Origin of the sequence: Streptomyces sp. CC53 (assembly GCF_001865245.1) — a bacterium.
In the GTDB taxonomy this organism is placed as follows: Bacteria; Actinomycetota; Actinomycetes; order Streptomycetales; family Streptomycetaceae; genus Streptomyces.
The window spans coordinates 106,696-131,139 of record NZ_MKXB01000144.1 but is presented as its reverse complement, the minus strand read 5'-3'; the positions used below and the strand labels follow the sequence as shown (position 1 = coordinate 131,139).

Genomic DNA, 24,444 nt, shown 5'->3' with positions numbered 1-24,444 from the left:
CGTTGTCGAAGCACTTGAGCGCACGCCGAGCCCGGAGAGGCTTCCACGGCGCCGCGGGGTCGGTTTCACGCCGCATCCCGTGTTCTCCCTCTGCCTTCGCCGCTTCCCTGCCCCTCCCCGCCACGTTTAGAAGGACCGATGACTCTGACAACCGGCGAATCCGACGCCCCGCACGCCGGCGGCGACGCACCTGCCTTGCCTCGCCACGACAAACTCGCGTTCTACGACGCCTTCACGGACCGTGTACGCGAGATGTGCGCCAACCCTGGGACACAGCAGGCCCTGCGTATGGGGCTCGGCCGGACCATGGACGAGATGCCCAGCCGCACCCACGCGGCTCTGCTGCGCCACGGACTCATCCCCGAGCGCACCAGCAGCGTGAACAAGCGTGCGTACTACGCCGTTGCCGCCCTGATCGCCTTTCGGCCGCGCGCCGAACGACGAGCGGACGCTGCCGCACGTCAGGATGCCGCGGCCCGGCCGGAGACGGACGACCGCAACCCGGACGACAGCGATACCTTCGCCGCAGCAGACGAGCCCCAGGCCAGGGTCGGTCAGCGAAAGAGCGTGTGGGGGAGCAGCTTCGGAGAGAGCCTCGCCGGTCTTACGGCCCGCCGCGACCGCCCGGCCGCCGTAGCGGATAGTACGGCGACTGTCCCGTCCCTCCAGCAGGACAAGATCAGCGGCGTGGAACAGAGGCTCCATCTGCTCGTGCGCCAGGACATCGATGGCGTCCACCGCATGCTGCCCCCACTCGTGCGGCAGCTCGGATCCGCCGGTCTCGCCGTGGACTACGGACGTCTCCTGTACGACCTCGTGCGCTGGCCTCACCGGCGCGACGACGTGGCCCTGCGCTGGCTGGAGGACTACTACCGCACGCTGCGCCGTGCGGAACGCCCCGCCTGAACCCCCCTTTCAACCCTTCAGTCCTTCGAGCACCCGCTCCATCGAAAATGGCCTCCCAGAACGAGAGCCAGAAAACAGGAACCGAGACATGACGACACCCCGCTACATCGACGTACACATCCTGCAGACGCTGCCGTTCAGCAACGTCAACCGCGACGACCTCGGCTCGCCCAAGACCGTGACCTACGGCGGTACCACGCGCACCCGGGTCTCCAGTCAGGCATGGAAGCGACCCACCCGCCACGCGGTCGAAGCCCGGATTGGGCAGAAGGCACGCCGCACCCGTCGCATTCCCCTCCAGGTCGCCAAAATCCTCACAGAGGAGCGGGGCTGGCCCGAGGAACTGGCGGAACTCGCCGGCATGCAAGTCGTCAAGTCCACTGAGTCGAAACTCGACTTGGACGACAACGCCACCACCGCGTCTTTGCTGTTCCTGCCCGACGAGGCGGCCGGCCTGCTTGCCGACATTGCGGAGAAACACCGCGCCGCTCTGGAAAAAGCCCTCGGCACCAAGGCCGCAGCCAAACCCCAGCTCCCGAAAGACGCGATCCACGAGATCCTCCGCTCCCGCAACGGATCCATCGCCCTCTTCGGCAGGATGCTCGCCGAGATCCCCGGCGCCGGCGTCGACGGCGCCGTACAGGTGGCCCACGCCTTCACCACGCACGCCACCTCAGTCCAGGCGGACTTCTTCACCGCGGTGGACGACATCGACCAGTGGGCTCCGGATGCCGGCAGCGCCCACATGAACACCGGGGAGTACAGCTCCGGCGTCTTCTACCGCTACGCCACCGTCGACCTGCAGGACTTGATCCGCAACACCGGGGACCTGGCGACCGCCCGGGAACTGGCCGGGGCATTCCTCACCGAGTTCATCCAGAGCATGCCCGGGGCGAAGAAGAACTCCACCGCCCCGCACAGCATCCCTGACCTCGTCCACATCGCGGTCCGCTCTGACCGGCCTGTCTCCCTGGCTGCAGCCTTCGAGAAGCCCGTACGGGCTACTGACCGAGGCTGGGCGGAGCCCTCCCGCGATGCCCTGAACGACTACGCTGCCAAGGCCCGCCTCCTCCTGGGCGACGCGGGTCTTACCCACAGCGCGTACGCCGGGGTGGACGACTCCCCCTGCCAGGCACTGGGCGCCCGCCTCCCCTCCTACCCGGAGCTTGTCACCGGCGCGCTTGCCGCGACCTTCGCCGACACCGGGAGCGCACAGGCGTGACCGGCTTCCTCCTTCAGGTCGGCGGGCCGCTGCAGTCCTGGGGCGAACACAGCGCATTCAACGACCGCGACAGCGTTGCCCACCCCACCCGCTCCGGCCTGATCGGCATGATCGCCTCCGCTCTGGGCATCCCCCGCAGCGAAGCTCTCATCTCCATGGACGGCCCACCGACTCTTTTCAGCAGTCTCGGCCACCTGCGATTCACCGTCCGGCACGACCGCCCCGGCACCCGGCTGCGGGACTTCCACACCGTCGGCGGTGGCTTGCCCGCCCACCGCACGGTGCCCACCGCCAAGGGCGGCAGACGCGGTGCCGGCCAGGGCACCATCGTCTCCCACCGGCACTACCTGTCCGACGCCGTCTTCACCATCGCCGTCACAGCCCCCCACGCCCCTGACTCCGACGAACTGACCGAACGGTGCGCGGCCGCTCTCACCGCGCCACACTGGCCCCTCTACCTAGGACGCCGGTCCTGCCCGCCCAGCGCCGTGTTCCTCCTCGCCGCCCGACGGGACGACCCTGTCGGCGACCTGTATACGGCCCTTCCGCTTGCCCGGCCCCGTACCTCCAGCAACACCGTCCAGGTGCGGTTCACGTCGGACACCCCCTTCCACGGCACGACCGGCGCCAACACCGTTGCAGTCCCCCCTTCTTCCAGGGACGCAGTCACCTTGCTCAACGACGATCCCGTCCGTCTCGCCTCCCACGACCGCGTCTACCGCACACGCCCGTCCTACAGCACCACCCGCACTCTCCCCGCCGACCTGTGCGGAGGCTACGGCCCCGACTACCTCGACGCTCTCCTCGCCTACCTCCAACCGCCCACCACACCCCAGGACAATCCCCAATGACCACCAGCACGTCTGCCGGTATCTCCGACAGCAGGACCAGCACAGCAGCCGGCCCCTCAACCGAATCCCAGGCAGCAGCCCCCGGGACCGCTACGGCATGGCTGACACGTCTGCGCCTCAACCTCGCCAGCAAGGCGGTGCAGCACGACCTCAGGGACGCCGCCGCCCTGCACCGACGGGTCATGACCCTGGCCCCTGGCGGCCTGGGAGACAGCCCCCGCGCCCGCAGTGGGCTCCTCTTCCGCCTCGACCACGACGGAGCCGGCGCACCGATCCTTCTCGTTCAGACCCACACCGCTCCGGACCCCCTCCGTCTTCCCGCCGGCTACGCGCAAGTCCGGACCCGGGACATCTCCCCCCTCCTCACCGCCCTCCGGCCCGGCCTCACGGTCCGCTACCGGCTGCTCGGCAACGCCATCAAACGCTGCGGCCCCAACAGCACTGAAGGCCGCTGGAAGCAGGCCATCGCACTGTACGGACCCGATGCCGAACAGTGGTGGGCCACCCGAGCACACCAGGCCGGCCTTACCCTCCACACCATCCAGGCCGACAGCCCCGAGACCCTGAGTGCACGGCACAGCTCCGCCCGGGCCACCCGCGACACCAAGGTCGCCGTTCACCACAAGGGCACCCGCTTCGACGGCACCGCCACCATCCACAACGCCGAAGCCCTGCGGCACGCCCTCCTCCACGGCATCGGCCGAGCCAAGTCCTACGGATGCGGACTGCTCAGCCTCGCCCCTGCCCACCTCAACCCCTGAACACCACGACTATGGCCACTTCCGCCTCCAGCCGCGACACCGCGGCCCGCCGACGTATCGCCGCACCCACGCTTGCGATGCTGCCCCGGATCGCCGACTCCCTGTCGTTCCTGTACGCCGACATCGTCCGCATCGTCCAGGACGACACCGGCGTGAGCGCCGAGACAACCACCGAAGACGGCCACCTCACCCGCGTCTACCTCCCCACCGCCGCCCTCAGCTGCATCCTCCTCGGCCCCGGAACCTCCATCACCCAACCCGCACTGGCCACCCTCGCCCGCCACGGCACCACCGTCGTATGCAGCGGCTCCGGCGGTGTCCGCTGCTACTCCGCCACCACATCCGACGCCCTCACCACCCGCTGGCTCGAAGCACAGGTCCACCACTGGAGCGACCCGGAACGACGGCTCGCCGTCGCCCAGCGCATGTACCACAAACGCTTCAACATCGCCGTCCCGCCGACCACACCCCTCAACACTCTGCGCGGACTCGAAGGCCAACGCGTCAAAGCCCTTTACAAACTCCTCACCCAGCAACACCGCATCGGACGCTTCCGCCGTGCCTACGACCCCGCCGCCTGGGACAAGCAGGACCCCGTCAACCTCGCCCTCTCCTCCGCCAACACCTGCCTGTACGGAATCGTCCACGCAGCCATCGTCGCCCTCGGCTGCTCACCCGCCCTCGGCTTCGTCCACCAGGGCAAACAGCACGCCCTCGTCTACGACATCGCCGACCTGTACAAAGCAGAACTCACCATCCCCCTCGCGTTCTCGCTCCACGACGCTCCCCACCCCGAGGCCACGGCCCGGCGCAGCTTCCGCGAAGGACTCCGCCTCTACAAGCTTCTGCCACGCATCGTCAACGACATCCAGTCACTCCTGTCACCGGACGACACCATCCCCCTCCCCGACGGCCATGCTGTTGAACTGGTCAACCTCTGGGACCCCGAGGCCGGCTCCGTACCGGCAGGGGTGAACTACGCGGGAACGGCCGGCGAGCACGACCCCGACGAAACAGGGACGGACGGAGAGCCATGCCATCCATGACCGTGCTTTCCACCACGGCCGTCCCCGAGCATGTACGAGGTGCCCTCACCCGCTGGATGACCGAGCCCGCCCCCGGGCTCTACATCGGCACACTCTCCGCCCGTGTACGCGACGAACTCTGGCGCGCGGTCAGCGGCTCCGTCGGCCCTGGCGCGGCCGTTCTTGCCTACCCAGACGCCACCGAACAGGGCTACACCCTGCTCACTGCCGGCGAACGCCGTCGTGCTCCGGTGGACTTCGACGGCCTCACCCTCATCGCGATCCGCCCAGAACCGTCCATGCCGTGAGCCGGCAACCGCATACACCGGCAGGTCATGCGGGAGGTGAGCCAGGCGGGGCGCGTCGTATCCCGCATCCGCGATGACGGACCGCTTGGGTCCTCGCTCTGTCACTGACCCGCGGCGATCAGCCGTTCGGCCAGCTCACCCAACTGCCGGACAGGGACGGTTGCGGCGGACTCGGCCAGGTGCCGTGCGTCCAGAGGTGCGGTCCACGAGCTGCGGCCAGGTTCCATCGCGCAGACGATCGAGCGGGGCCATGCGGAAACGGGAATGCGCTGGTCCTTGCCCCAGTCGTAGGCGTGACCCCCGTCGGCGGCGGCGCGGGAGCCGGACGACTCGTGCGGGAAGACTCCACCGCAGATATCCGGCGAAGATCCGATTATTCGGAATCGAACTGCACTCTCTCGGGGAAATGACCATGCAGGGTGGGGGCTTCTATAATATGCCTCGATCATGTTGGAAGCCGGAGAGTCCGTCGTGACCCTGGCTCGGTGGCTCGGACACTCCTCGCCTGCGATCACTCTCGGTTACTATGCTCACTTCATGCCGGAGGCCGGCAGTAAGGGGCGCGGCACCATCGACGGTCTGCTTGGGGAGCGCGGGGGATCAGCTTGCTAGCCGAAACTCCCCAGATTCTCCCCAGCGCTGTTGACGCGTGTTCCCGGCCTCTGCGCCCCGGACAGGGCTTCCGTGGATTGCAAGGTTGAAGAGATGGGTGGCCTGGGAAAGTGTTGGAAGAGGTTGTAGCGACCCGCTATGTCACGCCCCTGCGTGAGGGCGGCTCGCTCCCCGGGATCGTCGAGGCCGACGACCTCGGCACGTACGTCATGAAGTTCACCGGGGCCGGGCAGGGCCGCAAGACGCTCGTGGCCGAGGTGATCTGCGGGCAGCTGGGCCGCCGACTCGGGCTGCGGGTGCCGGAGTTGGTCGCCATTCAGCTCGATCCCGTGATCGGCCTGGGTGAGCCGGACCAGGAGGTGCAGGAGCTCCTGAAGGCGAGCGGCGGGCTGAACCTCGGCATGGACTACCTGCCGGGGTCGATCGGCTTCGACCCGCTCGCCTACGCGATGGACCCCGTGGAGGCCGGTCGCGTCGTCTGGTTCGACGCCCTCATCAACAACGTGGACCGGTCCTGGCGCAACCCCAACATGCTGGTCTGGCACGGTGAGCCCTGGCTGATCGACCACGGTGCCACCATGATCTGGCACCACAACTGGCCCGGTGCGCAGGCGTCCGCCGCCAAGCCGTACGACGCCTCCGACCACGTGCTGGCCGGGTTCGGCCCGGACGTCGACGCCGCGGCGAGCGAACTCGCCCCCCGGGTCACCGAGGAACTCCTCACGGAGGTCGCCGCCGACGTCCCCGACGAGTGGCTGGCCGGCGAACCCGGCTTCGCCTCCGCCGACGCCGTCCGCCGCGCGTACGTGGAGGCGCTCCTCTCGCGTGCGGCGACCATCCACGAGCGCGTCACCGTCGGCGAGCGGTCCGCCCGCCGGCCGTCCCAGGCGCCGGGCTGGCTCACCGACCACCTGGCACCCTGGCCCCACCCCACCCACAGCACGAAGGACAGCGGCCAGTGAGCGAGCGGGACGTCTTCGAATACGCGCTGCTGCGCGTGGTGCCGCGCGTCGACCGCGGGGAGTGCTTCAACGCCGGTGTGGTGGTCTACTGCCGGGCCCGGTCGTTCGTCGCCGCGCGCACCCACCTCGACGAGCGGAAGCTCGCCGCACTGGACCCGGGCGCCGACCTGGCCGGCGTGCGCGCCGCCCTGCACGCCGTTGAGGGGGTGTGCCGCGGAGGTGAGGACGCCGGGCAGGCGGCGCGCGACGACGCGGGGCGGCGGTTCCGCTGGCTGGTCGCGCCGCGCTCCACAGTGGTTCAGCCGGGGCCGGTCCACACGGGGCTGACGGTCGACCCGGAGGCCGAGGTCGAACGGCTCCTGGACGTCCTGGTCCGCTGACCTCCCCGCCGCCTTCGCACGTGAGGCCCGGCACCCGGGGCACGGGCCGTTGACACCGGGTGCCAGGGCTTCTAGCGTCTCGTCCTGCTGAAGGTACTAAGCGGTCGCTCATCACCTCCTGCGGGGGCGTCACGAGCGGCAGAGGGACTCAAGGGCGAGGAGAACCAGCATGTCCACCACCCAGCAGCGCGTCGCCGTGGTGACCGGGGCCGCGCGCGGCATCGGCGCCGCCACCGCCGTACGGCTCGCGGCCGAGGGCCGTGCCGTCGCCGTGCTCGACCTGGACGAAGCCGCGTGCAAGGACACCGTCGACGCCGTCACGGCGGCCGGCGGCACGGCCCTCGCCGTCGGCTGCGACGTCTCCGACAGCGCCCAGGTGGAGGCTGCGGTCGCCAGGGTGGCCGCCGAGCTCGGCGCCCCGACCGTCCTCGTCAACAACGCGGGCGTCCTGCGGGACAACCTGCTGTTCAAGATGTCCGAGTCCGACTGGGACACCGTGATGAACGTGCACCTCAAGGGCGCGTTCCTGATGTCCAAGGCGTGCCAGAGGCACATGGTCGACGCGGGCTTCGGCCGCATCGTGTGCCTCTCCTCGTCCTCCGCGCTCGGCAATCGCGGCCAGGCCAACTACTCCGCCGTGAAGGCCGGCCTCCAGGGCTTCACGAAGACCCTCGCCAAGGAGCTCGGCAAGTTCGGCATCACCGCCAACGCCGTCGCACCCGGGTTCATCGCGACCGACATGACCGCCCAGACCGCCGCACGCGTCGGCATGGGCTTCGAGGACTTCCAGGCCGCGGCCGCCACCCAGATCCCCGTCCAGCGGGTCGGCCGCCCGGAGGACGTCGCCCACGCCATCGCGTTCTTCACCGGTGAGGACGCGGGCTTCGTCTCCGGGCAGGTGCTGTACGTCGCGGGCGGCCCGCTCGACTGAGCGGGCGCAGCGGACGACAGGGAAGAGACGACAGGGAAGAGGGGTACGGACATGACCGCAGGGGAACGTCCCGAGCCGACCGGGCGGGTCGCCCTCGTCACGGGCGCGAGCCGTGGCATCGGGTACGGGATCGCCGAGGCGCTCGTCGCGCGTGGCGACCGGGTGTGCATCACCGGGCGGGGCGAGGACGCCCTCAAGGAGGCCGTGGAGCGGCTCGGCCCCGACCGGGTGGTGTACGTGGCGGGCAAGGCGCACGACACGGCCCACCAGGCGGCCGCCGTCGAGCGCACCTTGGAGGCCTTCGGCCGGGTCGACTACCTGATCAACAACGCCGGGACGAACCCGGTCTTCGGGCCGATGGCGGACCTCGACCTGGACGTGGCGCGCAAGGTCTACGAGACCAACGTCATCTCGGCGCTGGGCTTCGCCCAGCGGACTTGGAAGGCGTGGCAGCAGGAGCACGGCGGCGCGATCGTGAACATCGCGTCCATCGCCGGCCTCTCGGCCTCGCCCTTCGTCGGCGCGTACGGCATGAGCAAGGCCGCGATGATCAATCTGACGCAGCAGCTCGCACACGAATTCGCGCCGATTGTCCGAGTGAACGCCATTGCCCCGGGTGTCGTGAAAACGAAATTCGCGCAGGCGCTGTACGAAGGCCGCGAAGCAGAGGCCGCCGCCGCGTATCCGCTGGGGAGGCTCGGGGTGCCTGCCGATATCGGAGGGGCCGCCGCATTCCTTACATCCGGCCAATCGGACTGGATCACCGGGCAAACCCTGGCGATCGAAGGGGGAATTTTCCTCAATGCCGGAGTCGGCTGAGGTGGATTACGCCTGATTGGCCGAGATTTGCACTCAAGTGCCCCACCGGTCCCTCGCATTGACCTGGTGGGGCGCTGCGGTATGGTCGGCCGACCATGGCTGAACGAGGAGCGTGTGCACGTGTTCAACCGGACCAGCCTGCAGGCATCTGCTGCAGCCCTTGCGTCCATATCCCTGCTGGCGGGATGCGGTCTCTTCGGCGATGAGAAAGCCGACGTGGAGCAGAAGATCGTCGTGGGAACGACCAGTTCTCCGACCACGCTCGACCCCGCTGCCGCCTGGGACAGCTCCTGGGAGCTGTACCGGAACGTCTTCCAGACGTTGATGAGTTTCCCCACGGGAAGCACGGTGCCGCAGCCGGACGCCGCGGACTGCAGGTTCAAGGACACCGCGAGCAAGATCTACGAATGCGAGCTCCGCGACGGCCTGCAGTTCTCGACGGGCAGCAAGCTCGACGCCCGGGCCGTGAAGCACTCGATCGACCGGATCCGCGCGATCAACGCGGAGGGCGGCCCGAACGGACTGCTCGGCTCCCTCGACAGCGTCGAGACGACCGGCGACCGGATCGTGACCTTCCGGCTGAAGAAGTCCGACGCCACCTTCCCGTTCGTGCGGGCCACGCCCGCCATGTCGATCGTCGAACCCGCCTCGTACCCGGCGGACCGGCTCCGCGAGGACGGCAAGGTCGTCGGATCCGGCCCGTACAACCTGGAGAAGTACACCCCGGACGTCGAGGCCGTGCTGGTCAAGAACCCCACCTACAAGGGCTTCGCCGACCGCAAGAACACCGGCGTCACCATCCGCTACTTCAGCGAGTCCGAAGCCATGGTCGCCGCGCTGAAGAAGAAGGAGATCGACATCACCTACCGCGGCCTCACGGCCGAGGAGATCGTCGACCTCAGGGAGAAGAAGCCCGAGAACGAGGGGCTCCAGCTCGTCGAGACCACCGGCGCCGCCATCCAGTACCTCGTCTTCGACGGGGACGACGAGATGACCGGCAAGGTGGCCGTCCGCCGGGCGATCGCCCAGCTCATCGACCGCGAGGCACTGGTCGCCAAGGTCTACCAGGGCACCGCCGAGCCGCTGTACTCGATGGTCCCGAAGGGCATCGTCGGCCACACGACGAAGTTCTTCGACCAGTACGGGGACCCCGACGTGGAGAAGGCGCGCGAGCTGCTGGCCGAGGCCGACATCACCAAGCCGGTCAAGCTGACCTTCGGCTACACCACGGACCGGTACGGTTCCTCCACCGCGGCCGAGTTCGCGGAGATCAAGCGGCAGCTGGAGGCCAGCGGGCTCTTCGAGGTGACCTTGGAGGGCAAGCCCTGGAAGGAGTTCCAGCCGGCCTACCAGAAGGGCGCCTACCAGGTCTTCGGCCGCGGCTGGTTCCCCGACTTCCCGGACCCGGACAACTTCGTCGCCCCGTTCGTCGGCAAGGAGAACGTGCACGCCGACCCGTACGAGTCGCCCGAGATCACCGAGCAGCTGCTGCCCGAGTCGCGCCGCAAGTCCGACCGCGGTGCGGTGACCACTCAGTTCGAGAAGGCGCAGGAGATCCTCGTCAAGGACGTGCGGCTGCTGCCGCTGTGGCAGGGCAAGCAGTACGTCGCGACCAGCCAGGAGATCGGCGGTGCCGAGCGCGCCCTCGACCCGCAGACCGTCATGCAGGTCTGGGAGCTGCACCGCAGGACCAGCTGGTAGGAGACGGTGCGGGAGTCGCTGTCAGTGGCCGCAGGTAGGTTCTGAGGTGCACAAGCGATCCCACACCGGAGGTTGTTGACGTGACCGACACCGCTTCGCTGCCCGAGTCCTGGCGCGGCGTCCTCGGCGACGAGCTGCACAAGCCGTACTTCGAGCGGCTCACCGAGTTCGTCGCCGAGGAGCGGGCCAACGGGCCGGTCTATCCGCCGCACGACGAGGTGTTCGCCGCGCTGGAAGCCACCCCGTACGACAAGGTCAAGGTCCTCGTCCTGGGCCAGGACCCGTATCACGGGGAGGGCCAGGGGCACGGCCTGTGCTTCTCCGTGCGGCCGGGCGTCAAGACCCCGCCGTCACTGCGGAACATCTACAAGGAGATGCAGGAGGAGCTCGGGCACCCGATCCCGGACAACGGCTACCTCATGCCGTGGGCCGAGCAGGGCGTCCTCCTCCTCAACGCCGTGCTCACCGTCCGGGCAGGCGAGGCGAACTCCCACAAGGGCAAGGGCTGGGAGACCTTCACCGACGCCGTCATCAGCGCCGTCGCCTCCCGGCCGGACCCGGCCGTGTTCGTCCTGTGGGGCAACTACGCGCAGAAGAAGCTGCGGCTCATCGACGAGACCCGGCACATCGTGGTCAAGGGCGCCCACCCTTCGCCGCTGTCCGCGAAGAAGTTCTTCGGCTCCCGCCCCTTCACCCAGATCAACAAGGCCATCGCCGAGCAGGGGCATGAGCCGATCGACTGGCGCATCCCCGACCTGGGCTGACTGCATCCCGCCCCCCAAGGCCGCGGTGCCGCCTCCACGGGGGAGACGGTGTGCCCGGACGCGACCACGAGAAGAACCGCACAGACGGGGCGACGTGAGAAGAGGGCGGGGCCTGCGGGCAGCGGGCTGGGTGCTGGCGCCGCTGGGCGTCATGACACTCATCGCGTCCCTGGTGGTCCTGCGCGGCTACATGGTGGCGGACCTCCCCTCGTCCGCGATGGAGCCCACCTACCTCCCGGGTGACCGGATCGTCGCCGAGCGGACCGAGGCCCGGGACCTGAGGCGCGGTGACGTGGTCCTCTTCTCCGTACCCGACCGGTACCGGGGACAGCTGGTGCTCCAGCGCGTCGTCGCCGTCGGCGGTGACCGGGTGGCGTGCCGCGAGGGCGGCACGCTGACCCTGAACGGCGGGCCCCTGGGGGAGCCGTACGTGAAGGACGCGGCCCCCGCCGCGGGCGGCGTCACGTTCGACGTGACGGTTCCCGACGGCCGGCTGTTCCTGCTCGGGGACCACCGCGGGAACTCCCGGGACGCGCGCTTCTTCCTGGACGACGGCCATCACGGCACGGTGGCGGAGACGGCGGTACAAGCACGGGCCCTCGCCCCGCCCACCGCGCCCCTGCTGCTGGGCGCGGCCCTGCCGGCCGGAACGCTCCTCGCCCTGGCGGGCGGTGGCTGCGTACTCGCGGGGTGGCTGCTCGGACGGCGACGCACGACGCTTGCGGGCGGGCCCCTGCTTCCCGGGGGAACGCCGACCTAGGAGCACCGTCCGGCCCGTCTCACCGGCCGGACGGCATCCGGTACGGACGACCGCGAGGCGGCGGAGGAAGTCACCGGCGGTCCGGTGCACCTCGGCCCGGAACGTCCACACGGTCTGGTGGGGCACCGTCTGCCCGTCCGGCCTAGGCACCCTTGGGTGACCAGGGCCGGGCGGGAACGACAGCACGTAAGGGACCAGCGGTCCAGAACACCCCAGTGGGGTTGTCGGGTGCCGTCTCGATACGACCAGGGCAGCGATCGCAGCGACGAAGGGGTCAGCAGCCCGTTGCGCCACCGCTGTGCTCGTACGAATCGACGCCGATCGAGTAACCGGCTCCGGTGGTGAGGTCCGGGCGGTGCCCGAGGCCGTCCTCCGCGAGGCGTTCTGCGGTGGCGAACACGATCCACAGGCTCATGGTTCCCTTGACGAAGCACAGGTCGGTGGACGGCGCCTCCGAAGCCGGCCCCCATCCGTCCCGCAGCGCCGCCGACCGGTAGTGCGCGGTCACCTCGGACCGCGTGCCGGGAAAGGCGTACCAACGATCGGCGTACACCACGATGTCGCCGCTGTCCGCCCAGCACCCGGCGTCGACCTCCTCGAAGCCCTGAGCGACGGAAGCTCCTGCGGGCCGGGAGTCGAGGATGTCAAGGGCCGCTGTCTCCCGTACCCGAGAGGCGGTCCCCTCGCAGTACCGGGCGAGGTCCAGCGGTGTGCATGCGGTGAGTGTCGAGGCCGTGAGCATGGTCGTCAGGAGCAGGGACGCCCGGCCGGTGATGCCGATCCGCAGGGTCAAGGCGAGCTCCGGGAAGATGCTGGAAACACGGTCCCCGGACACGTGGTCATCCGGGGCGGGTACGGCCCAGTTCTAGCAGCAACCCTCAGGCACCCCTCACTGGGGCCGGCCGCCGACGCCCGGTACCGGCACGGCGCTCCCGGCCCGGCCCACACCACAGGGCAGACGGCGACCGGGCGTGAGCATTCCGGGGTTCAAGCACAGCCGACCTCGGCCGGCCGACTACCCTGCCGACGGCGGTGTGGCGGCGTTCGGCGACCCTGCGGGACTGACGGGCCGCGGTGCGTGACGGCGCATCCCGGTGGCGGCTAGCGTCGTCGCAGGACCGGCGAGCAGGGAGGCCACGTGGCGGAGCAGCGGCAGAGCGCGTCCGACGACGCCGTCATGACCAGCATCGGGCAGGCCACGATGCTCCTCCACGCGGGCGACCGGGAGGAGGCCCGCAACCGCTTCCACGCGCTGTGGGCGCGGATCGCGCAGGACGGTGACCCGCTGCACCTGTGCACCCTCGCCCACTACATGGCCGACGCACAGGACGACCCCGGCTCCGAACTCGCCTGGGACCTGCGGGCCTTGACGGCGGCGCGCACCCTGGACGACGAGCGGCCCGGCCGACGGGACCGCGTGGCCGCCCTGCGGGCGCTGTACCCGTCGCTGCACGTCAACCTCGCCGCCGACTACGTGAAGCTCGGCCGGCCCGACGACGCCCGCGACCACCTGGACCGCGCCCGTGCCTCCGCGGCGGCCCTCGGCGACGACGGGTACGGCGACGGCGTCCGCGCCGCCATCGCCCGCCTGGAGCGTCATCTGCGCGGGATCTGACACGACCGCGTCAGCGTCGCGCCGCCTGGCGGCAGGCCCGCGCGCCCTGGCTGCCGCGCCCCCAGGCCCCGTGCTCCTCCGACAGCGCGCACACGTCCGGCACGGCCACCGGAGCCGGTGGACCCACGGGCGGCCGCGGGACCGCCGGGATGCGCGGTACGGCGGGGGTCAGGCGGCTGCCGGCGCGCTGCGGGGCCCCGGTTGCCGACCTCCCCGTCGGGCGCGGCGCCGCCGGCCGCGCCCGACGCTCCTGGGACCGGGCACCGGCCCGCCGCCGGACGGGTTCCGCAGGTGTTCCCGCGGCGCCCGCACGGGGGCGCCGCGCCACCCCGACCGGCTCCTCCCCGGGCGCGGGCGGGCCCGTGCTCTCCAGGGCCTCGCGGGGCGGCGCCTCGGACACCGCAGGCCCCGCCTCCCACGCACCCCGTACGGGATCCTCGGCCGCCGCAGGGACGTGGGCGGGGCCCGGCCGGTGCGCCGGCACCGCCACGCACCCCGACACGGCCGCCACCGTCACCGCCAGCACCACACCCACCCGGACGCGGGCGGGTACCCTCCCTGTTCCTCGCACGTCGCCACTGTGCGGGTCGGGCGTCCGCCCCGCACCCCGCTACCGTCGGTTACGGCACGCACGGGTGACCGCGCCTCTCGCCGGTTGCCCCGTCGACCCGTTGCCGCAGCAGGTCGGTAGGGCGGTTGCGGCGCGCGTACTCCTCGCTCATGCGGACGTGGCCCCGCCGCAGGGTGAACGCCCCGCCGTGGCCACGCCCCCGGGACGGCCCGTCGGAGGGACACCGCCGTGGTCGCGAGCAGGCCGGCCCATGCGACCGGCACAGCGGATTCCGGGGCCGCGACAGCGGACCACCGCAGCCCGGCACCAGCCGATCACCGCAGCCGGGCACCCCCGTATGCTGCACGGAGCCCGGCGAGAGGAGAGACCCGTGAAGGTGGCCTGCATCGGCCTCGGCGACATCGCGCAGAAGGCCTACCTGCCGGTCCTCACCACCCGCCCCGACGTGGAACTGCACCTGCAGACCCGCACGCCCGCGACGCTGGCACGGGTGGCCGACGCCCACCACGTGCCCGCCGACCGCCGCCACACCGACCTGGACGGGTTGCTGGCCGCGGGGCCGCTCGACGCCGCGTTCGTCCACGCACCGACCGACGTGCACCCCGGGATCGTCACCCGGCTGCTCGACGCGGGCGTCCCGACGTACGTCGACAAGCCCCTCGCCTACGAACTCGCCGACTCACGGCGCCTCGTGGACCTCGCCGAACGCCGGGGCACCAGCCTGGCCGTCGGGTTCAACCGGCGCTACGCCCCCGCCTACGCCCAGTGCGCCGACCACCCGCGCGACCTGATCCTGATGCAGAAGAACCGCGTGGGCCTCCCCGAGGACCCCCGCACGCTCGTCCTCGACGACTTCATCCACGTCGTCGACACCCTGCGCTTCCTGCTCCCCGGACCCGTCGAGCACACCACGGTCCGCGCCCGGATGCGGGACGGCCTGATGCACCACGTCGTGCTGCAGCTGTCCGGCGACGGCTTCACCGCACTCGGCGTCATGAACCGGATGAGCGGTTCCTCGGAGGAGATCCTGGAGGTGTCCGGCCGGGACACCAAGCGCCAGGTGCTGAACCTCGCGGAGGTCGTGGACCACAAGGGCCAGCCCACCGTGCGGCGGCGCGGCGACTGGGTGCCGGTGGCGCGGCAGCGCGGCATCGAGCAGGCCGTCCTGGCGTTCCTGGACGCCGTACGGGCGGGCAGGACGCTCAGCGCCCGCGACGCCCTGCTGACCCACGAGCTGTGCGAGCGGGTCGTGCGGGACGCCCAGGACCAGAGCGGCGCCTGAGCTCCCGCACCGCCGCCGTGCCCGCCGCGAGCGCCAGCACGGCGGCCGCCGCCGTCACCGGCCAGTCCCCGAACCGCACGTACGGCGTGCCTGTCCGAGTGAGCGGCACCTCGTACACGGCGGCGGTGCTGCGCTCCGTACCGAGCGGCTCGCCGATCCGCGTCCCGTCCGGCCCGTACACCGCACTGACCCCGGTGAGCGTCGCGTGCACCATCGGCCGCCCGGTCTCCGCCGCCCGCAGCGCCCCGAGAGACGCGTGCTGCTCCGGCGCCCAGGTGCCCTGGAACGTCGACGTCGCCGACTGGGCCACCAGCACGTCCGCACCGTCCCGGACGAGCCGGCGGCTCATGTCGGGGAACGCCGTCTCGAAGCAGACCAGCGGCCCCACCCGCACGTCCCCGGGCGCGTCCGGGCCGAGGGACATCACGACCGGACGCTCGCCGCGCCTGCGGTCCTCCTCCGCGGCCCGGCCCACCGACGTGGCCCAGCCCAGCAGCGACCGCGCCGGCACGTACTCGCCGAACGGCACGAGCCGCATCTTGTCGTACCGGTCGCCGGTCGGGCCCGCCGCGCCCACCAGGACGCTGCTCTTGTAGATGCCCGGCAGGTCCGACCGTCGCGCGTCGACGTTGACCAGCACCTCCGCGCCCACCTCCCGGGACAGGACGGCCAGCCGGCCGGAGAGGTCGGGCCGCGCCGCCAGGTCGGCGCCCACGCTGCTCTCGCCCCACACCACCAGGTCCACGTCCCGCCCCGCCAGGGACCGCGTCAGCTCCTCACCGCGCGCGAACCGCCGCTCGGCACCGTCCGGACCGTCGAACACCCCCGGCTGCACCACCGCGACCCGCAGCCGCCCGCTCGCCACCGGCTCCTCGTACCGGACCCACACCGCCACCACGGTCACCGCGCAGACGGCCAGCGCAGCGGCCGCCGCGACGGCCGGCCGCACACGGGAACCGCCCCGGCCGACGGGACCGGCCCCCGGGCCGGCGAGGGGCGCTTCGTTCGGGCGGAAGACCGGCGGCCCCGGCCGGTCCGGGGGAGTGGCAGGCGCCACGGCGGGTTCCGCCACGGGGGCGGCCGCCGGCGACGCCCCCGGCCGGACTCCGCTGCCGTCCGGCCCCGCGCCCCGCGCCTCACGCGACGCGTCCGGGACGGCCACTGCCCCGGCCGTCCGGGGCGGGGTCTGCGCCCCGCGGCCGGCGGGAGCCGCGGCCACCGCGGCCACCAGGAGGGTGACCGCCGTGTTGACGGCCACCACGAGCAGCGTCACCAGCCACACCCCGCCCACGGAGGCCATCCTCAACGCAGCCGGGACCTGCCACTGGCTCGCCCCCAGGAGCCCCCACGGACCGCCGAGTCCCTCCCACGACCTGACCAGCTCGACCAGCAGCCACGCCGACGGCACCACGACCACCGCCGCCACCGCACGCCCCCCGTCGGGCACGCCCCGCAGGAACCGGTGCACCAGCCACCCCCACGGTGCCCACAGCAGACCCAGCAGCGCCGCCACCACGAACGTGAAGACGTGCAGGTGCGGCAGCAGCCAGTGGTGGACGGCCAGCATGAAACCGAGCCCGCCGAGCCAGCCGTCGAGAGCCGCACGCCGCCCGTCCGGCGCGGAGCGCAGCAGCAGCATCCACGGCACCAGCCCCACGTAGGCCAGCCACCACAGGGACGGTTCGGGGAAGGCCAGGGCAGGCACCGCCCCCGCGGGCACGGCCAGTGCGCCGCGCCACCGGCGCGACGACGTGATCCGACCGGCCCGCACCCGCATGCGTGTCGCCTCCTCGCCGTCCAGTGTGGCGGAGGCGGTCAGCCCGGTGCTGGTGCGTCCGGCACCGGCGCGCCGGGCGCACGGCGCCACCGCTCGCGGACCTCGACCTCGTGCAGGCGCCAGCCGTCCTCGGTGCGCCGCAGCCCGAACCGGTACCGGCCGCCGCCGAGGAAGCCCCCCAGCGGCACCGGGTTCAGGTACTCCGCACGCGCCTCGGCCCGGTCCCCCGGGAAACCGTCGCGGTCCTCCAACCGCACCAGACGGTTGAGGATGAGGTGCTGGCGCACGGGAGAGCGCCGCAGCGACTGCGCCAGCCAGGAGGCCACCTCGCCCACGGGGCCCGCGATCCCGCCGGCCCCCCGGTAGTCGACGTGCGCGTCCGGGGTGAACAGCCTCCCGTAGGCCGTCCAGTCGGCATCGTCCACGGCCAGGGCGTAGCCGGTGATCAACTCATCGATGGCCAGCCGGTCCATCACGGTCGCCAGGTCCACGCGCTGTGTCATCGCACCAGTGTCCGTCCGCCCCGTCCGACACGCCAGGACCGGTCAGGCCGCTTCCCACTGATGCGCGCGACCGCCCCGCCACTCGACGAGGTGCGGGTCGTCCAGGTCGATGTCGGCGTCGTCGAGACCCGTGCGGCGCAGGAACTCCACGAGATCCCCGTCGTTGCGGGCCAGGCCCACGATCTGCCCGCGCACGGTGACCCGCCGCCCGCCCCCGGCGGTCGGCCGGTGGACGACGACGGGCGCGTGCCAGGCCATGCCTCCAGGGTGCGCCCTGCGCGGGCGGACCGCAGCCCGTGGTGCCCGCAGAGGGCCGTGGAGGACCGACCGCGCGGGAACGTGCCGCGGCGTGCCGGAGGGACGGCGCGGCGCGGACGGATCACCTCCGGCGCCGCGCTCTGCGCTCCCGCGCCGGTGCGGCACGCTCTCCCGCGCGGGTCGCCGAGCCCCGGCCCGTCGGCCGCCGGTCACCGCACGTGCGGGGGTGTGCGACCCGTCAGTGCGCCGCGGCCTGCCCCGCGGTCGGGCTGAGGACGCCCAGCCAGATCAGCGCCAGCAGTACCAGCCCGAGCCCTATCCGGTAGACCACGAACGGCATGAAGCTCTTGGTGGTGATGAATTTCATGAACCAGGCGATGACCGCGTACCCCACTCCGAAGGCGATGACCGTCGCGAAGATCGTCGGCCCCCAGGGCACGTGGCTCTCGCTCACGGCCTTCAGTTCGTAGACCCCGGACGCCATGACGGCGGGGATGGCGAGCAGGAAGGAGTACCGGGCGGCGGACTCGCGCGTGTAGTTCATGAACAGGCCGCCGCTGATCGTCGCGCCGGACCGGGAGACCCCCGGGACGAGCGCCATCGCCTGGCACAGGCCGAACACCAGGCCGTCCTTGACGCCCAGGTCGGCCAGTGTCTTGCGCGGCACGGCGGCGCGGTGCCGGCCCCCCTCCTGCGCTCGGGCCGCCAGCCGGTCGGCCACGCCGAGGACGACACCGAGCACGATCAGCATGGTCGCCGTGAGCCGCAGGTCGCGGAAGGGCCCTTCGATCTGGTCCTTGAGCGTCACGCCCAGCACACCGATGGGGACGGAGCCGACGATCACCAGCCAGCCCAGCCGGGCGTCCTGGTCGCCACGCATCGACTTGTCCGTGAGGGACCGGAACCAGGCGGACAGGATCCGGCCGATGTCCTTGCGGAAGTAGATCAGGACGGCGGCCTCCGTACCGATCTGCGTGACCGCCGTGAACGCGGCGCCCGGGTCCTGCCAGCCCGCGAAGGCGGCCGTGAGACGCAGGTGGGCGCTGGAGGAGATCGGGAGGAACTCCGTCAGCCCTTGGACGAGTCCGAGGATGAGCGATTCGAACCAATTCATGGGGCCAGAGCCGTCCCGATATGTACGTGTGCGGTCAAAGGATGCGGTGCAGCGTATCGCCCGAGAGTGAACGGACGGTGATCATCCGGTGTCGGGCAGCCGTGTCACGCCGGCTCGCCCTCCGGCGCCATCGCCCTGACCTGCGCCGGAACCGGCAGGCGGACCGGCACGGCCACGCCAGCCGCGCTCTGCACGGGGCCCTTCGGCGCGAGCCGGTGGCGCTTGCGCCAGGCCACCACCGCGCCCCCGACCACGCTCGCCACGATGAACGCGGCGGAGATCAGGAAGGCCGGGGACGACGGAGAGCCCGCCTGGCTGCCCGCGATCACGTACGCCGCCGTGTTGGGCACGCAGCCGAGCCCCGTGCCGGCCAGGAACGGCGCGTACCCCATCCGGGAGACCGCCGCGCAGTAGTTGGCCGCGGCGAAGGGCACGCCGGGGAACAACCGGATCGCCAGTGTCGACCGGAAGCCGTGCCGGCTGAGCTGCCCGTCCGCGAGTTCCAGGAACCGGCCGCGCAGCAGAGGCCGCAGCCCGTCCTGGCCGAGCACCCGGCCGAGCGCGAAGGCGATGCCCGCCCCGAGGACCGTGCCGCCGACGGCGGCCGCCAGCCCCGCGTGGGCGCCGAAGAGGGCACCCGCCGCCAGGTTGAGCACCGGCCGCGGCACGAAGGCCGACGTGCACAGGCCGTACGCCACGCCGAACAGCACCGCGGCCCCGGCGCCGCCCGTCTGCGGCGGCCAGCCGCCGTCCGAGAGGAGGCGCTGCGGCTCGTACGTCAGGACCGCCGCCGCGCCTCCGGCCAGCAGGAGGACGAGCAGGGCGAGCCGGGCTCGGGGCGACAGGAGCACCCGGGCGCAGCGCAGGGCCGGGCCGGCCGGCGGGCGCGGGGTGACGGTCTGGAGCATTCGGGGAGCGTAACCGAAGGGGCCCGTTGATCGCCGTGACGGACGTCGCGCCCCGTCTCGCCCACGGCGACCGGTCCCGATGCCGGCACCCGCCGCAGCTCCCGGTGCCCCGCCGAGCGGATGCGCGGCCCCGGGCTCGCGGATCAGGTGGCGGGTGCACTGTCCCGGCGGCCCACCCGGTGCACGCCCTCGTGCGGACGAGCGGACGGACGGACGGGTGGCCGGACCGGCGGGCCGGCGGCGAGGCTGCGCGGTTCTTGCGCACCGGCACTGGTGCGCGGCCCCTGGCCTGCCGCCGCGGTGGTGGCGCGCGGTCCAGGGCGTGCGGACTGCGTGGCTCCGCCCGCCTGGACCGCTGCCGCCGGCGGGTGGGTGCGCCGCCCCGGCCGGAGCGGGCGGACGCGGAAGCCGGTCCTTCGCGTGCCGCCGGAGCTCCGGCCCGCCCACGCGGCCGGCCGGTGGACGTACGGGCCCGCCCCAGGCAGGGGGAGGTGCCGTGGGGGCGCGCAGGGGGCGGGACAATGACCATGTGAACGAGCCCCTCCCCGTCCTCCGCGCCGTCGACGGCGGCACCGCCAAGCTCATGCCGGACATCGACCGGGAGGGGGCCTGGCTGCTGACCGTGGACGGTGCCCCGCAGTCGTACGTCGACCTCGCCGATCCGACCCACCTGGAGTTCGAGTACGCCCGCCGGCTCGCCCACGTCGTCGACTGCGCCGCACCGGAGGGCGCCCCCGTGGACCTGCTCCACCTCGGGGGCGGTGCGCTCACCCTGCCGCGTTACGCGGCGGCGACCCGACCGGGGTCCCGGCAGGACGTGGTGGAAGCGGACCGGGGCCTCCTCGACCTGGTCGCCGAGCACCTGCCCGTGCCCGCCGACGCGGGCATCACCGTGCACGCCGCGGACGCCCGGGCCTGGCTGGAGGCCGCTCCCGCCCGCTCCGCGGACCTCGTCGTCGGGGACGTCTTCGGCGGCTCCCGCGTGCCGGCACACCTCACGTCCGTGGAGTACGCGCACGTCGTGGGGCGGGTGCTGCGGCCGGGCGGCTGCTACGCCGCGAACCTCGCGGACGGCGCGCCCTTCCCGTTCCTCCGCTCGCAACTGGCCACCTTCGGAGCCGTCTTCGCCGAGCTGGCGCTGATCGCCGAGCCCGCGGTCCTGCGCGGCCGCCGCTTCGGAAACGTCGTGCTGCTGGCGTCCCACACCCCCCAGGACACCGCGCGGCTCGCGCGGCGGGCCGCCGGGGACCCGTTCCCCGCGCGCGTGGAGGAGGGCGAGCCGCTGGCCCGCCTCATGGGCGATGCACCCGTGGTCAGGGACGCGGACGCCGTGGCGTCACCGGTCCCGCCCGGCGGCGCCTTCGGCATCGGCTGACACGGCCCCGGCCGGCGCCCCGACGCCCGCCGCGACCTCCTTCGTCCGCCGCGTCAGGTTCCGCACGTCGGGGACGAGCAGGACCAGCGCGGTCACCAGCACGATCAGCGCCACGCAGCCCCACAGCGCCTGCGGGCGCCCGAAGAGCTCCTCCGCGGGGCCGGCCAGCGCGGTCGACAGCGGCAGCATGGCGGTGGAGCCGAACCAGTCGTACGCGGTGACCCGGGACATCTTCTCCTCGGGTATCTCCTGGTGCAGCGCGGTCATCCAGGCCACGCCGAACACCTCCAGGGTCACTCCGCACACGAACATCGCCGCCATCAGGCCGGGCAGCTGGAGGGGCACGGCCAGCGCCGCCGACGGCAGCGCCAGAGGGAACACGCACAGCGTGCCGACGAGCAGCATCCGCCGCGGTTTCCAGCGCAGCATCAGCAGCGCACCGCCGATGGTGCCCGCGCCGAAGGCGGCCAGGGCGATGCCCCACGGCCGCGCCCCGCCCAGGGCGTCGCGGGCGACGAGAGGCCCGTACACGGACTCGGCGGCGCCGACGACGGCCACGACGACGGAGAACTGGGCCACGATGGACCACAGCCAGGGACGGCTCGCGACCTCGTGCCAGCCCTCCCGGAGGTCCGCCAGCAGACCGCCGCCGGGCGTCCGCTCGGGGATGTGGCTCACGTCGAGGAAGGCGCGCAGGGCTCCCGCCACGGCGAAGGCGGCCGCGTCGACGGCGAGGACCCAGCCGGGTCCGAAGGCGGCGATCAGGGCGCCGCCCAGCGCGGCGCCCCCGATGGTGGCGCCGTTCATCGCCATCCGGAACAGTGCGAACGCCCGGGCCGCGTGCTCCCCGGTGACGCTGGACATCAGCATGCCCTCGGCCGCGGGGCTGAAGAACGCCTGTCCGGTGCCGCACAGCGCGGTCAGCACCATCATGTGCCACAGCTCGGCGGTGCCGGACAGTACGAGGGCCGCGAAGACCGCCTGCGACACGCAGTTCAGGGTGTTGGCCGCGACCATGACCCGGTGCCGCGGCAGCCGGTCGGCGACGGCGCCGCCGATGAGGAGGAAGAGGACCAGCGGCAGGAAGCGCGCGGCGGCCACGAGCCCGACGTCCCCGGCGTCGCCGCCGGTCTCCAGCACCGCGAACGCCGCCGCGATGAGGGCTCCGTGCGTGCCGAGGTTGGTGACGACCGCGGAGGCGGTCAGCAGCAGGTAGTTGCGCTGGGCGGCGGGCTTTCTCACACGCGGACTATCGCCCGTGCGGGGGCCCGCCGCCAAACGGAATACCTGTCAGGCGGCGGGATCCCGCGGGACTCGCTCGCCGGTGGCGCACCCGGTGGTCTCCCGTGGGCCCGGTGCCGCTTCGGGCCTCTCGCCGGCCGTCCACCCGGGGCCCGCGGGCGCGGCGCCTACTGCTTCGGCTGCTCGTCCGCGAGCCGCACGGTGCTCAGGATCTTCTGGATCGTGGCCTCCGGGAGCTCGTCCTTGACGCCCGTCGGTCCGTAGAGGCACCAGGTGGAGAAGTCGCCCTTCGCGTTCTTGAAGGAGAACGCGATGGCCTTGGTCTCCGTGTCGCACTTGTGCTCGTGCTTGGTGTTCTCGGTCTTCGCCGTGGCCACGTGGCCCGTCAGGCCGGACGTGGTGGTGTACGGGGCGGGCTTGCCGAGCTTGACCTTCTCCTTGGGCTCGTCCTGCGCCTGGGACCAGGCCCACGTGCCGGCCTCGTTCAGCGCGGCGTTGCCGGTGTCCTTGGCGCCCTGGCCGCCCTTGGTGCCGGTCGAGGCGAGCCCCCACGTGTCGGCGGTGCCGTCCTTCTCGGCGTCGTAGGAGCACCACTCGCTCTTGTAGTACGCCGGTGCCGACATGACGTTGAAGGCGGCGGCGCCGCCTTCCTTCTCGTCCGTCACGATGTGCATGTTGCCGGAGCCGCTGACCTCCCAGTCGCCCGGCACGTCGAACAGCGTGCCGTACTTGGGGTTGTAGACGACCTTCCACCCGGGGATGGTCGGCTGCGCCGCCCCGTCGCCCGCGCGCGGGTTGTCGACGGCGGAGGGGGTCGGGTCGGCCGGAGCGGAGACGCTCGCCGCGGGCTTCGCGCCGGGCTTGGCGACCGGCTCCTTGCCGTCGTCGCCGAGCACCACGTACCCGGTCACCCCGGCGGTGGTCAGGACGGCCAGGGCGGACGCGGTCGCGACGACCACCGTGGTCCTGCGGCTGCCGGAGGCCGGCGGCGCGGCCGCGGGCGGCTGGCCGGGCACGGCGTACTGCGGGGCGGTGGGCTGCTGGTACGGGTTCGGCTGGCCGTAGCCCGCCTGTTGCGGGTAGCCGGGCTGCTGGTACCCCGGGTGCTGCTGGTACGGGTTCGGCTGCTGGTACCCCTGCTGCTGGTAGGGGTTCGGCGCGTTCTGGTCCTGCGGGTTCTGCTCGCCCCCGGGCGGCTGCTGTCCTGGCCACATGGCCAGTAACCATAGAGGGAGGGGTGACGCGTGCCACGGCCGCCCCCGGGCAGCGGCACGGAGCAGGGTTATGCACGGATGCTACCGCCTGGTAACTTCGGCCCATGTCCGAGACGCTGCCGAACATCGGCGAGATGCTGCTGGCCACCGTTCCCATGGCCAAGACCCTGAACCTGGACGTCGTCGAGGCCACCGCCGACCGCGCGGTGCTGCGCCTGCCCGACCAGAAGGACTTCCACAACCACGTCGGGGGCCCGCACGCCGGCGCCATGTTCACCCTCGGCGAGTCCGCGAGCGGCGCCATCGTCATCGGCGCGTTCGGCGACCAGATGGGGCGGGCCGTGCCACTCGCCGTCAAGGCCGAGATCGCCTACAAGAAGCTCGCGATGGGCGTCGTCACCGCTACCGCCACCCTGGGCCGCACCCGGGACGAGGTCCTCGCCGAACTGGACGCCGGGCAGCGCCCCGAGTTCCCCGTGCACATCGCGATCACCCGGGAGGACGGGGCCGTGACGGGCGAGATGGTCATCACCTGGACCCTGCGCCCGAACGCCTGACGCCCCGGCCTCCGCTGCCGACCGCC

General features: G+C 72.2%; 26 protein-coding genes and 1 pseudogene. 18 read left to right on the top strand and 9 right to left on the bottom strand.

Annotated elements, in window-relative coordinates:
* Positions 1 to 138 precede the first annotated feature (138 nt).
* From casB to cas2e, 6 genes are all read left to right on the top strand, one after another.
* Positions 139 to 906 carry a type I-E CRISPR-associated protein Cse2/CasB gene (casB, locus tag BJP40_RS14835; protein WP_071280760.1) on the top strand — a complete coding sequence of 256 codons (768 nt, stop codon included), beginning with the start codon at positions 139 to 141 and terminating at the stop codon, positions 904 to 906.
* Between the two features lie 88 nt (positions 907 to 994).
* Entirely contained in the window at positions 995 to 2,128 is a 1,134-nt protein-coding gene (gene cas7e, locus BJP40_RS14830; protein ID WP_071280759.1) for a type I-E CRISPR-associated protein Cas7/Cse4/CasC, read from the top strand.
* Positions 2,125 to 2,979, top strand: coding sequence for a type I-E CRISPR-associated protein Cas5/CasD (gene cas5e, locus BJP40_RS14825; RefSeq protein WP_071280758.1), 855 nt, complete (start codon positions 2,125 to 2,127; stop codon positions 2,977 to 2,979). Before cas7e ends, cas5e begins: the two co-directional genes overlap by 4 nt.
* Entirely contained in the window at positions 2,976 to 3,740 is a 765-nt protein-coding gene (gene cas6e, locus BJP40_RS14820; protein WP_079171179.1) for a type I-E CRISPR-associated protein Cas6/Cse3/CasE, read from the top strand. Before cas5e ends, cas6e begins: the two co-directional genes overlap by 4 nt.
* A gap of 11 nt (positions 3,741 to 3,751) precedes the next feature.
* Complete coding sequence (gene cas1e, locus BJP40_RS14815) at positions 3,752 to 4,786, top strand: type I-E CRISPR-associated endonuclease Cas1e (protein WP_071280757.1); 1,035 nt, start codon at positions 3,752 to 3,754, stop codon at positions 4,784 to 4,786.
* Positions 4,774 to 5,073 carry a type I-E CRISPR-associated endoribonuclease Cas2e gene (cas2e, locus tag BJP40_RS14810; protein WP_071280756.1) on the top strand — a complete coding sequence of 100 codons (300 nt, stop codon included), beginning with the start codon at positions 4,774 to 4,776 and terminating at the stop codon, positions 5,071 to 5,073. Before cas1e ends, cas2e begins: the two co-directional genes overlap by 13 nt.
* A 101-nt stretch (positions 5,074 to 5,174) precedes the next feature.
* Here the strand turns inward: cas2e and BJP40_RS35555 are convergent, their stop codons facing one another.
* A complete protein-coding gene (locus BJP40_RS35555) occupies positions 5,175 to 5,300 on the bottom strand; it encodes a hypothetical protein (RefSeq protein ID WP_256220738.1) in 126 nt (41 codons plus the stop codon).
* A 208-nt stretch (positions 5,301 to 5,508) separates the two neighbouring features.
* On the opposite strand from BJP40_RS35555, the pseudogene BJP40_RS35550 reads away from it, so the two are divergent.
* From BJP40_RS35550 to lepB, 8 genes and pseudogenes are all read left to right on the top strand, one after another.
* Positions 5,509 to 5,719 (top strand): annotated as a pseudogene (locus tag BJP40_RS35550) (site-specific integrase); the annotation flags it as partial.
* 76 nt (positions 5,720 to 5,795) lie between these two features.
* On the top strand, positions 5,796 to 6,647 hold the full coding sequence (locus BJP40_RS14805; RefSeq protein ID WP_319020128.1) for a HipA family kinase: 852 nt from the start codon (positions 5,796 to 5,798) through the stop codon (positions 6,645 to 6,647).
* Positions 6,644 to 7,027 carry a DUF3037 domain-containing protein gene (locus BJP40_RS14800; RefSeq protein ID WP_071280754.1) on the top strand — a complete coding sequence of 128 codons (384 nt, stop codon included), beginning with the start codon at positions 6,644 to 6,646 and terminating at the stop codon, positions 7,025 to 7,027. The genes BJP40_RS14805 and BJP40_RS14800 overlap by 4 nt, the downstream gene beginning before the upstream one ends.
* A gap of 169 nt (positions 7,028 to 7,196) precedes the next feature.
* Entirely contained in the window at positions 7,197 to 7,958 is a 762-nt protein-coding gene (fabG, locus tag BJP40_RS14795; protein ID WP_071280753.1) for a 3-oxoacyl-ACP reductase FabG, read from the top strand.
* 51 nt (positions 7,959 to 8,009) lie between these two features.
* Positions 8,010 to 8,777 (top strand): SDR family oxidoreductase, encoded by a 768-nt coding sequence (locus tag BJP40_RS14790; protein WP_071280752.1) that lies wholly within the window; start codon positions 8,010 to 8,012, stop codon positions 8,775 to 8,777.
* Positions 8,778 to 8,897: 120 nt separating this feature from the next.
* Positions 8,898 to 10,478, top strand: coding sequence for an ABC transporter substrate-binding protein (locus BJP40_RS14785; protein WP_071280799.1), 1,581 nt, complete (start codon positions 8,898 to 8,900; stop codon positions 10,476 to 10,478).
* Between the two features lie 80 nt (positions 10,479 to 10,558).
* Positions 10,559 to 11,242: a uracil-DNA glycosylase gene (gene ung / locus BJP40_RS14780; RefSeq protein ID WP_071280751.1), complete on the top strand. Its 684-nt coding sequence runs from the start codon at positions 10,559 to 10,561 to the stop codon at positions 11,240 to 11,242.
* Positions 11,243 to 11,393: 151 nt separating this feature from the next.
* Entirely contained in the window at positions 11,394 to 12,002 is a 609-nt protein-coding gene (gene lepB, locus BJP40_RS14775) for a signal peptidase I (RefSeq protein ID WP_226962784.1), read from the top strand.
* 274 nt (positions 12,003 to 12,276) lie between these two features.
* Here the strand turns inward: lepB and BJP40_RS14770 are convergent, their stop codons facing one another.
* A complete protein-coding gene (locus BJP40_RS14770; RefSeq protein ID WP_071280797.1) occupies positions 12,277 to 12,795 on the bottom strand; it encodes a hypothetical protein in 519 nt (172 codons plus the stop codon).
* A 384-nt stretch (positions 12,796 to 13,179) separates the two neighbouring features.
* On the opposite strand from BJP40_RS14770, the gene BJP40_RS14765 reads away from it, so the two are divergent.
* Positions 13,180 to 13,617, top strand: a complete 438-nt coding sequence (locus BJP40_RS14765) for a tetratricopeptide repeat protein (protein ID WP_071272643.1) — start codon at positions 13,180 to 13,182, stop codon at positions 13,615 to 13,617.
* A gap of 941 nt (positions 13,618 to 14,558) precedes the next feature.
* Positions 14,559 to 15,470 carry a Gfo/Idh/MocA family protein gene (locus tag BJP40_RS14755; RefSeq protein WP_071280749.1) on the top strand — a complete coding sequence of 304 codons (912 nt, stop codon included), beginning with the start codon at positions 14,559 to 14,561 and terminating at the stop codon, positions 15,468 to 15,470.
* Here BJP40_RS14755 and lnt read toward each other — a convergent pair.
* From lnt to BJP40_RS14725, 5 genes are all read right to left on the bottom strand, one after another.
* Entirely contained in the window at positions 15,391 to 17,247 is a 1,857-nt protein-coding gene (gene lnt / locus BJP40_RS31810) for an apolipoprotein N-acyltransferase (protein WP_079171193.1), read from the bottom strand. The two genes, BJP40_RS14755 and lnt, sit on opposite strands and share 80 nt — an antisense overlap.
* Before the next feature lie 38 nt (positions 17,248 to 17,285).
* Complete coding sequence (locus BJP40_RS14740; protein WP_175500045.1) at positions 17,286 to 17,750, bottom strand: nuclear transport factor 2 family protein; 465 nt, start codon at positions 17,748 to 17,750, stop codon at positions 17,286 to 17,288.
* A 42-nt stretch (positions 17,751 to 17,792) separates the two neighbouring features.
* The gene (locus tag BJP40_RS14735; RefSeq protein ID WP_071272624.1) at positions 17,793 to 18,008 is read right to left on the bottom strand and encodes a hypothetical protein; all 216 of its coding nucleotides are present in this window, start codon (positions 18,006 to 18,008) and stop codon (positions 17,793 to 17,795) included.
* A gap of 238 nt (positions 18,009 to 18,246) precedes the next feature.
* On the bottom strand, positions 18,247 to 19,122 hold the full coding sequence (locus BJP40_RS14730) for an undecaprenyl-diphosphate phosphatase (RefSeq protein ID WP_071272627.1): 876 nt from the start codon (positions 19,120 to 19,122) through the stop codon (positions 18,247 to 18,249).
* 104 nt (positions 19,123 to 19,226) lie between these two features.
* A complete protein-coding gene (locus tag BJP40_RS14725; RefSeq protein ID WP_079171177.1) occupies positions 19,227 to 20,030 on the bottom strand; it encodes a TVP38/TMEM64 family protein in 804 nt (267 codons plus the stop codon).
* 529 nt (positions 20,031 to 20,559) lie between these two features.
* Here BJP40_RS14725 and BJP40_RS14720 point away from each other — a divergent pair.
* Complete coding sequence (locus BJP40_RS14720) at positions 20,560 to 21,405, top strand: spermidine synthase (protein WP_071280748.1); 846 nt, start codon at positions 20,560 to 20,562, stop codon at positions 21,403 to 21,405.
* On the opposite strand, the gene BJP40_RS14715 is transcribed toward BJP40_RS14720, so the two are convergent.
* Complete coding sequence (locus BJP40_RS14715; RefSeq protein WP_071280747.1) at positions 21,367 to 22,647, bottom strand: MFS transporter; 1,281 nt, start codon at positions 22,645 to 22,647, stop codon at positions 21,367 to 21,369. The two genes, BJP40_RS14720 and BJP40_RS14715, sit on opposite strands and share 39 nt — an antisense overlap.
* A gap of 167 nt (positions 22,648 to 22,814) precedes the next feature.
* Positions 22,815 to 23,861 carry a hypothetical protein gene (locus BJP40_RS14710; protein WP_071280746.1) on the bottom strand — a complete coding sequence of 349 codons (1,047 nt, stop codon included), beginning with the start codon at positions 23,859 to 23,861 and terminating at the stop codon, positions 22,815 to 22,817.
* Positions 23,862 to 23,965: 104 nt separating this feature from the next.
* Here BJP40_RS14710 and BJP40_RS14705 point away from each other — a divergent pair, with 104 nt between their 5' ends.
* Complete coding sequence (locus tag BJP40_RS14705; protein ID WP_071280745.1) at positions 23,966 to 24,418, top strand: DUF4442 domain-containing protein; 453 nt, start codon at positions 23,966 to 23,968, stop codon at positions 24,416 to 24,418.
* Positions 24,419 to 24,444 lie beyond the last annotated feature (26 nt).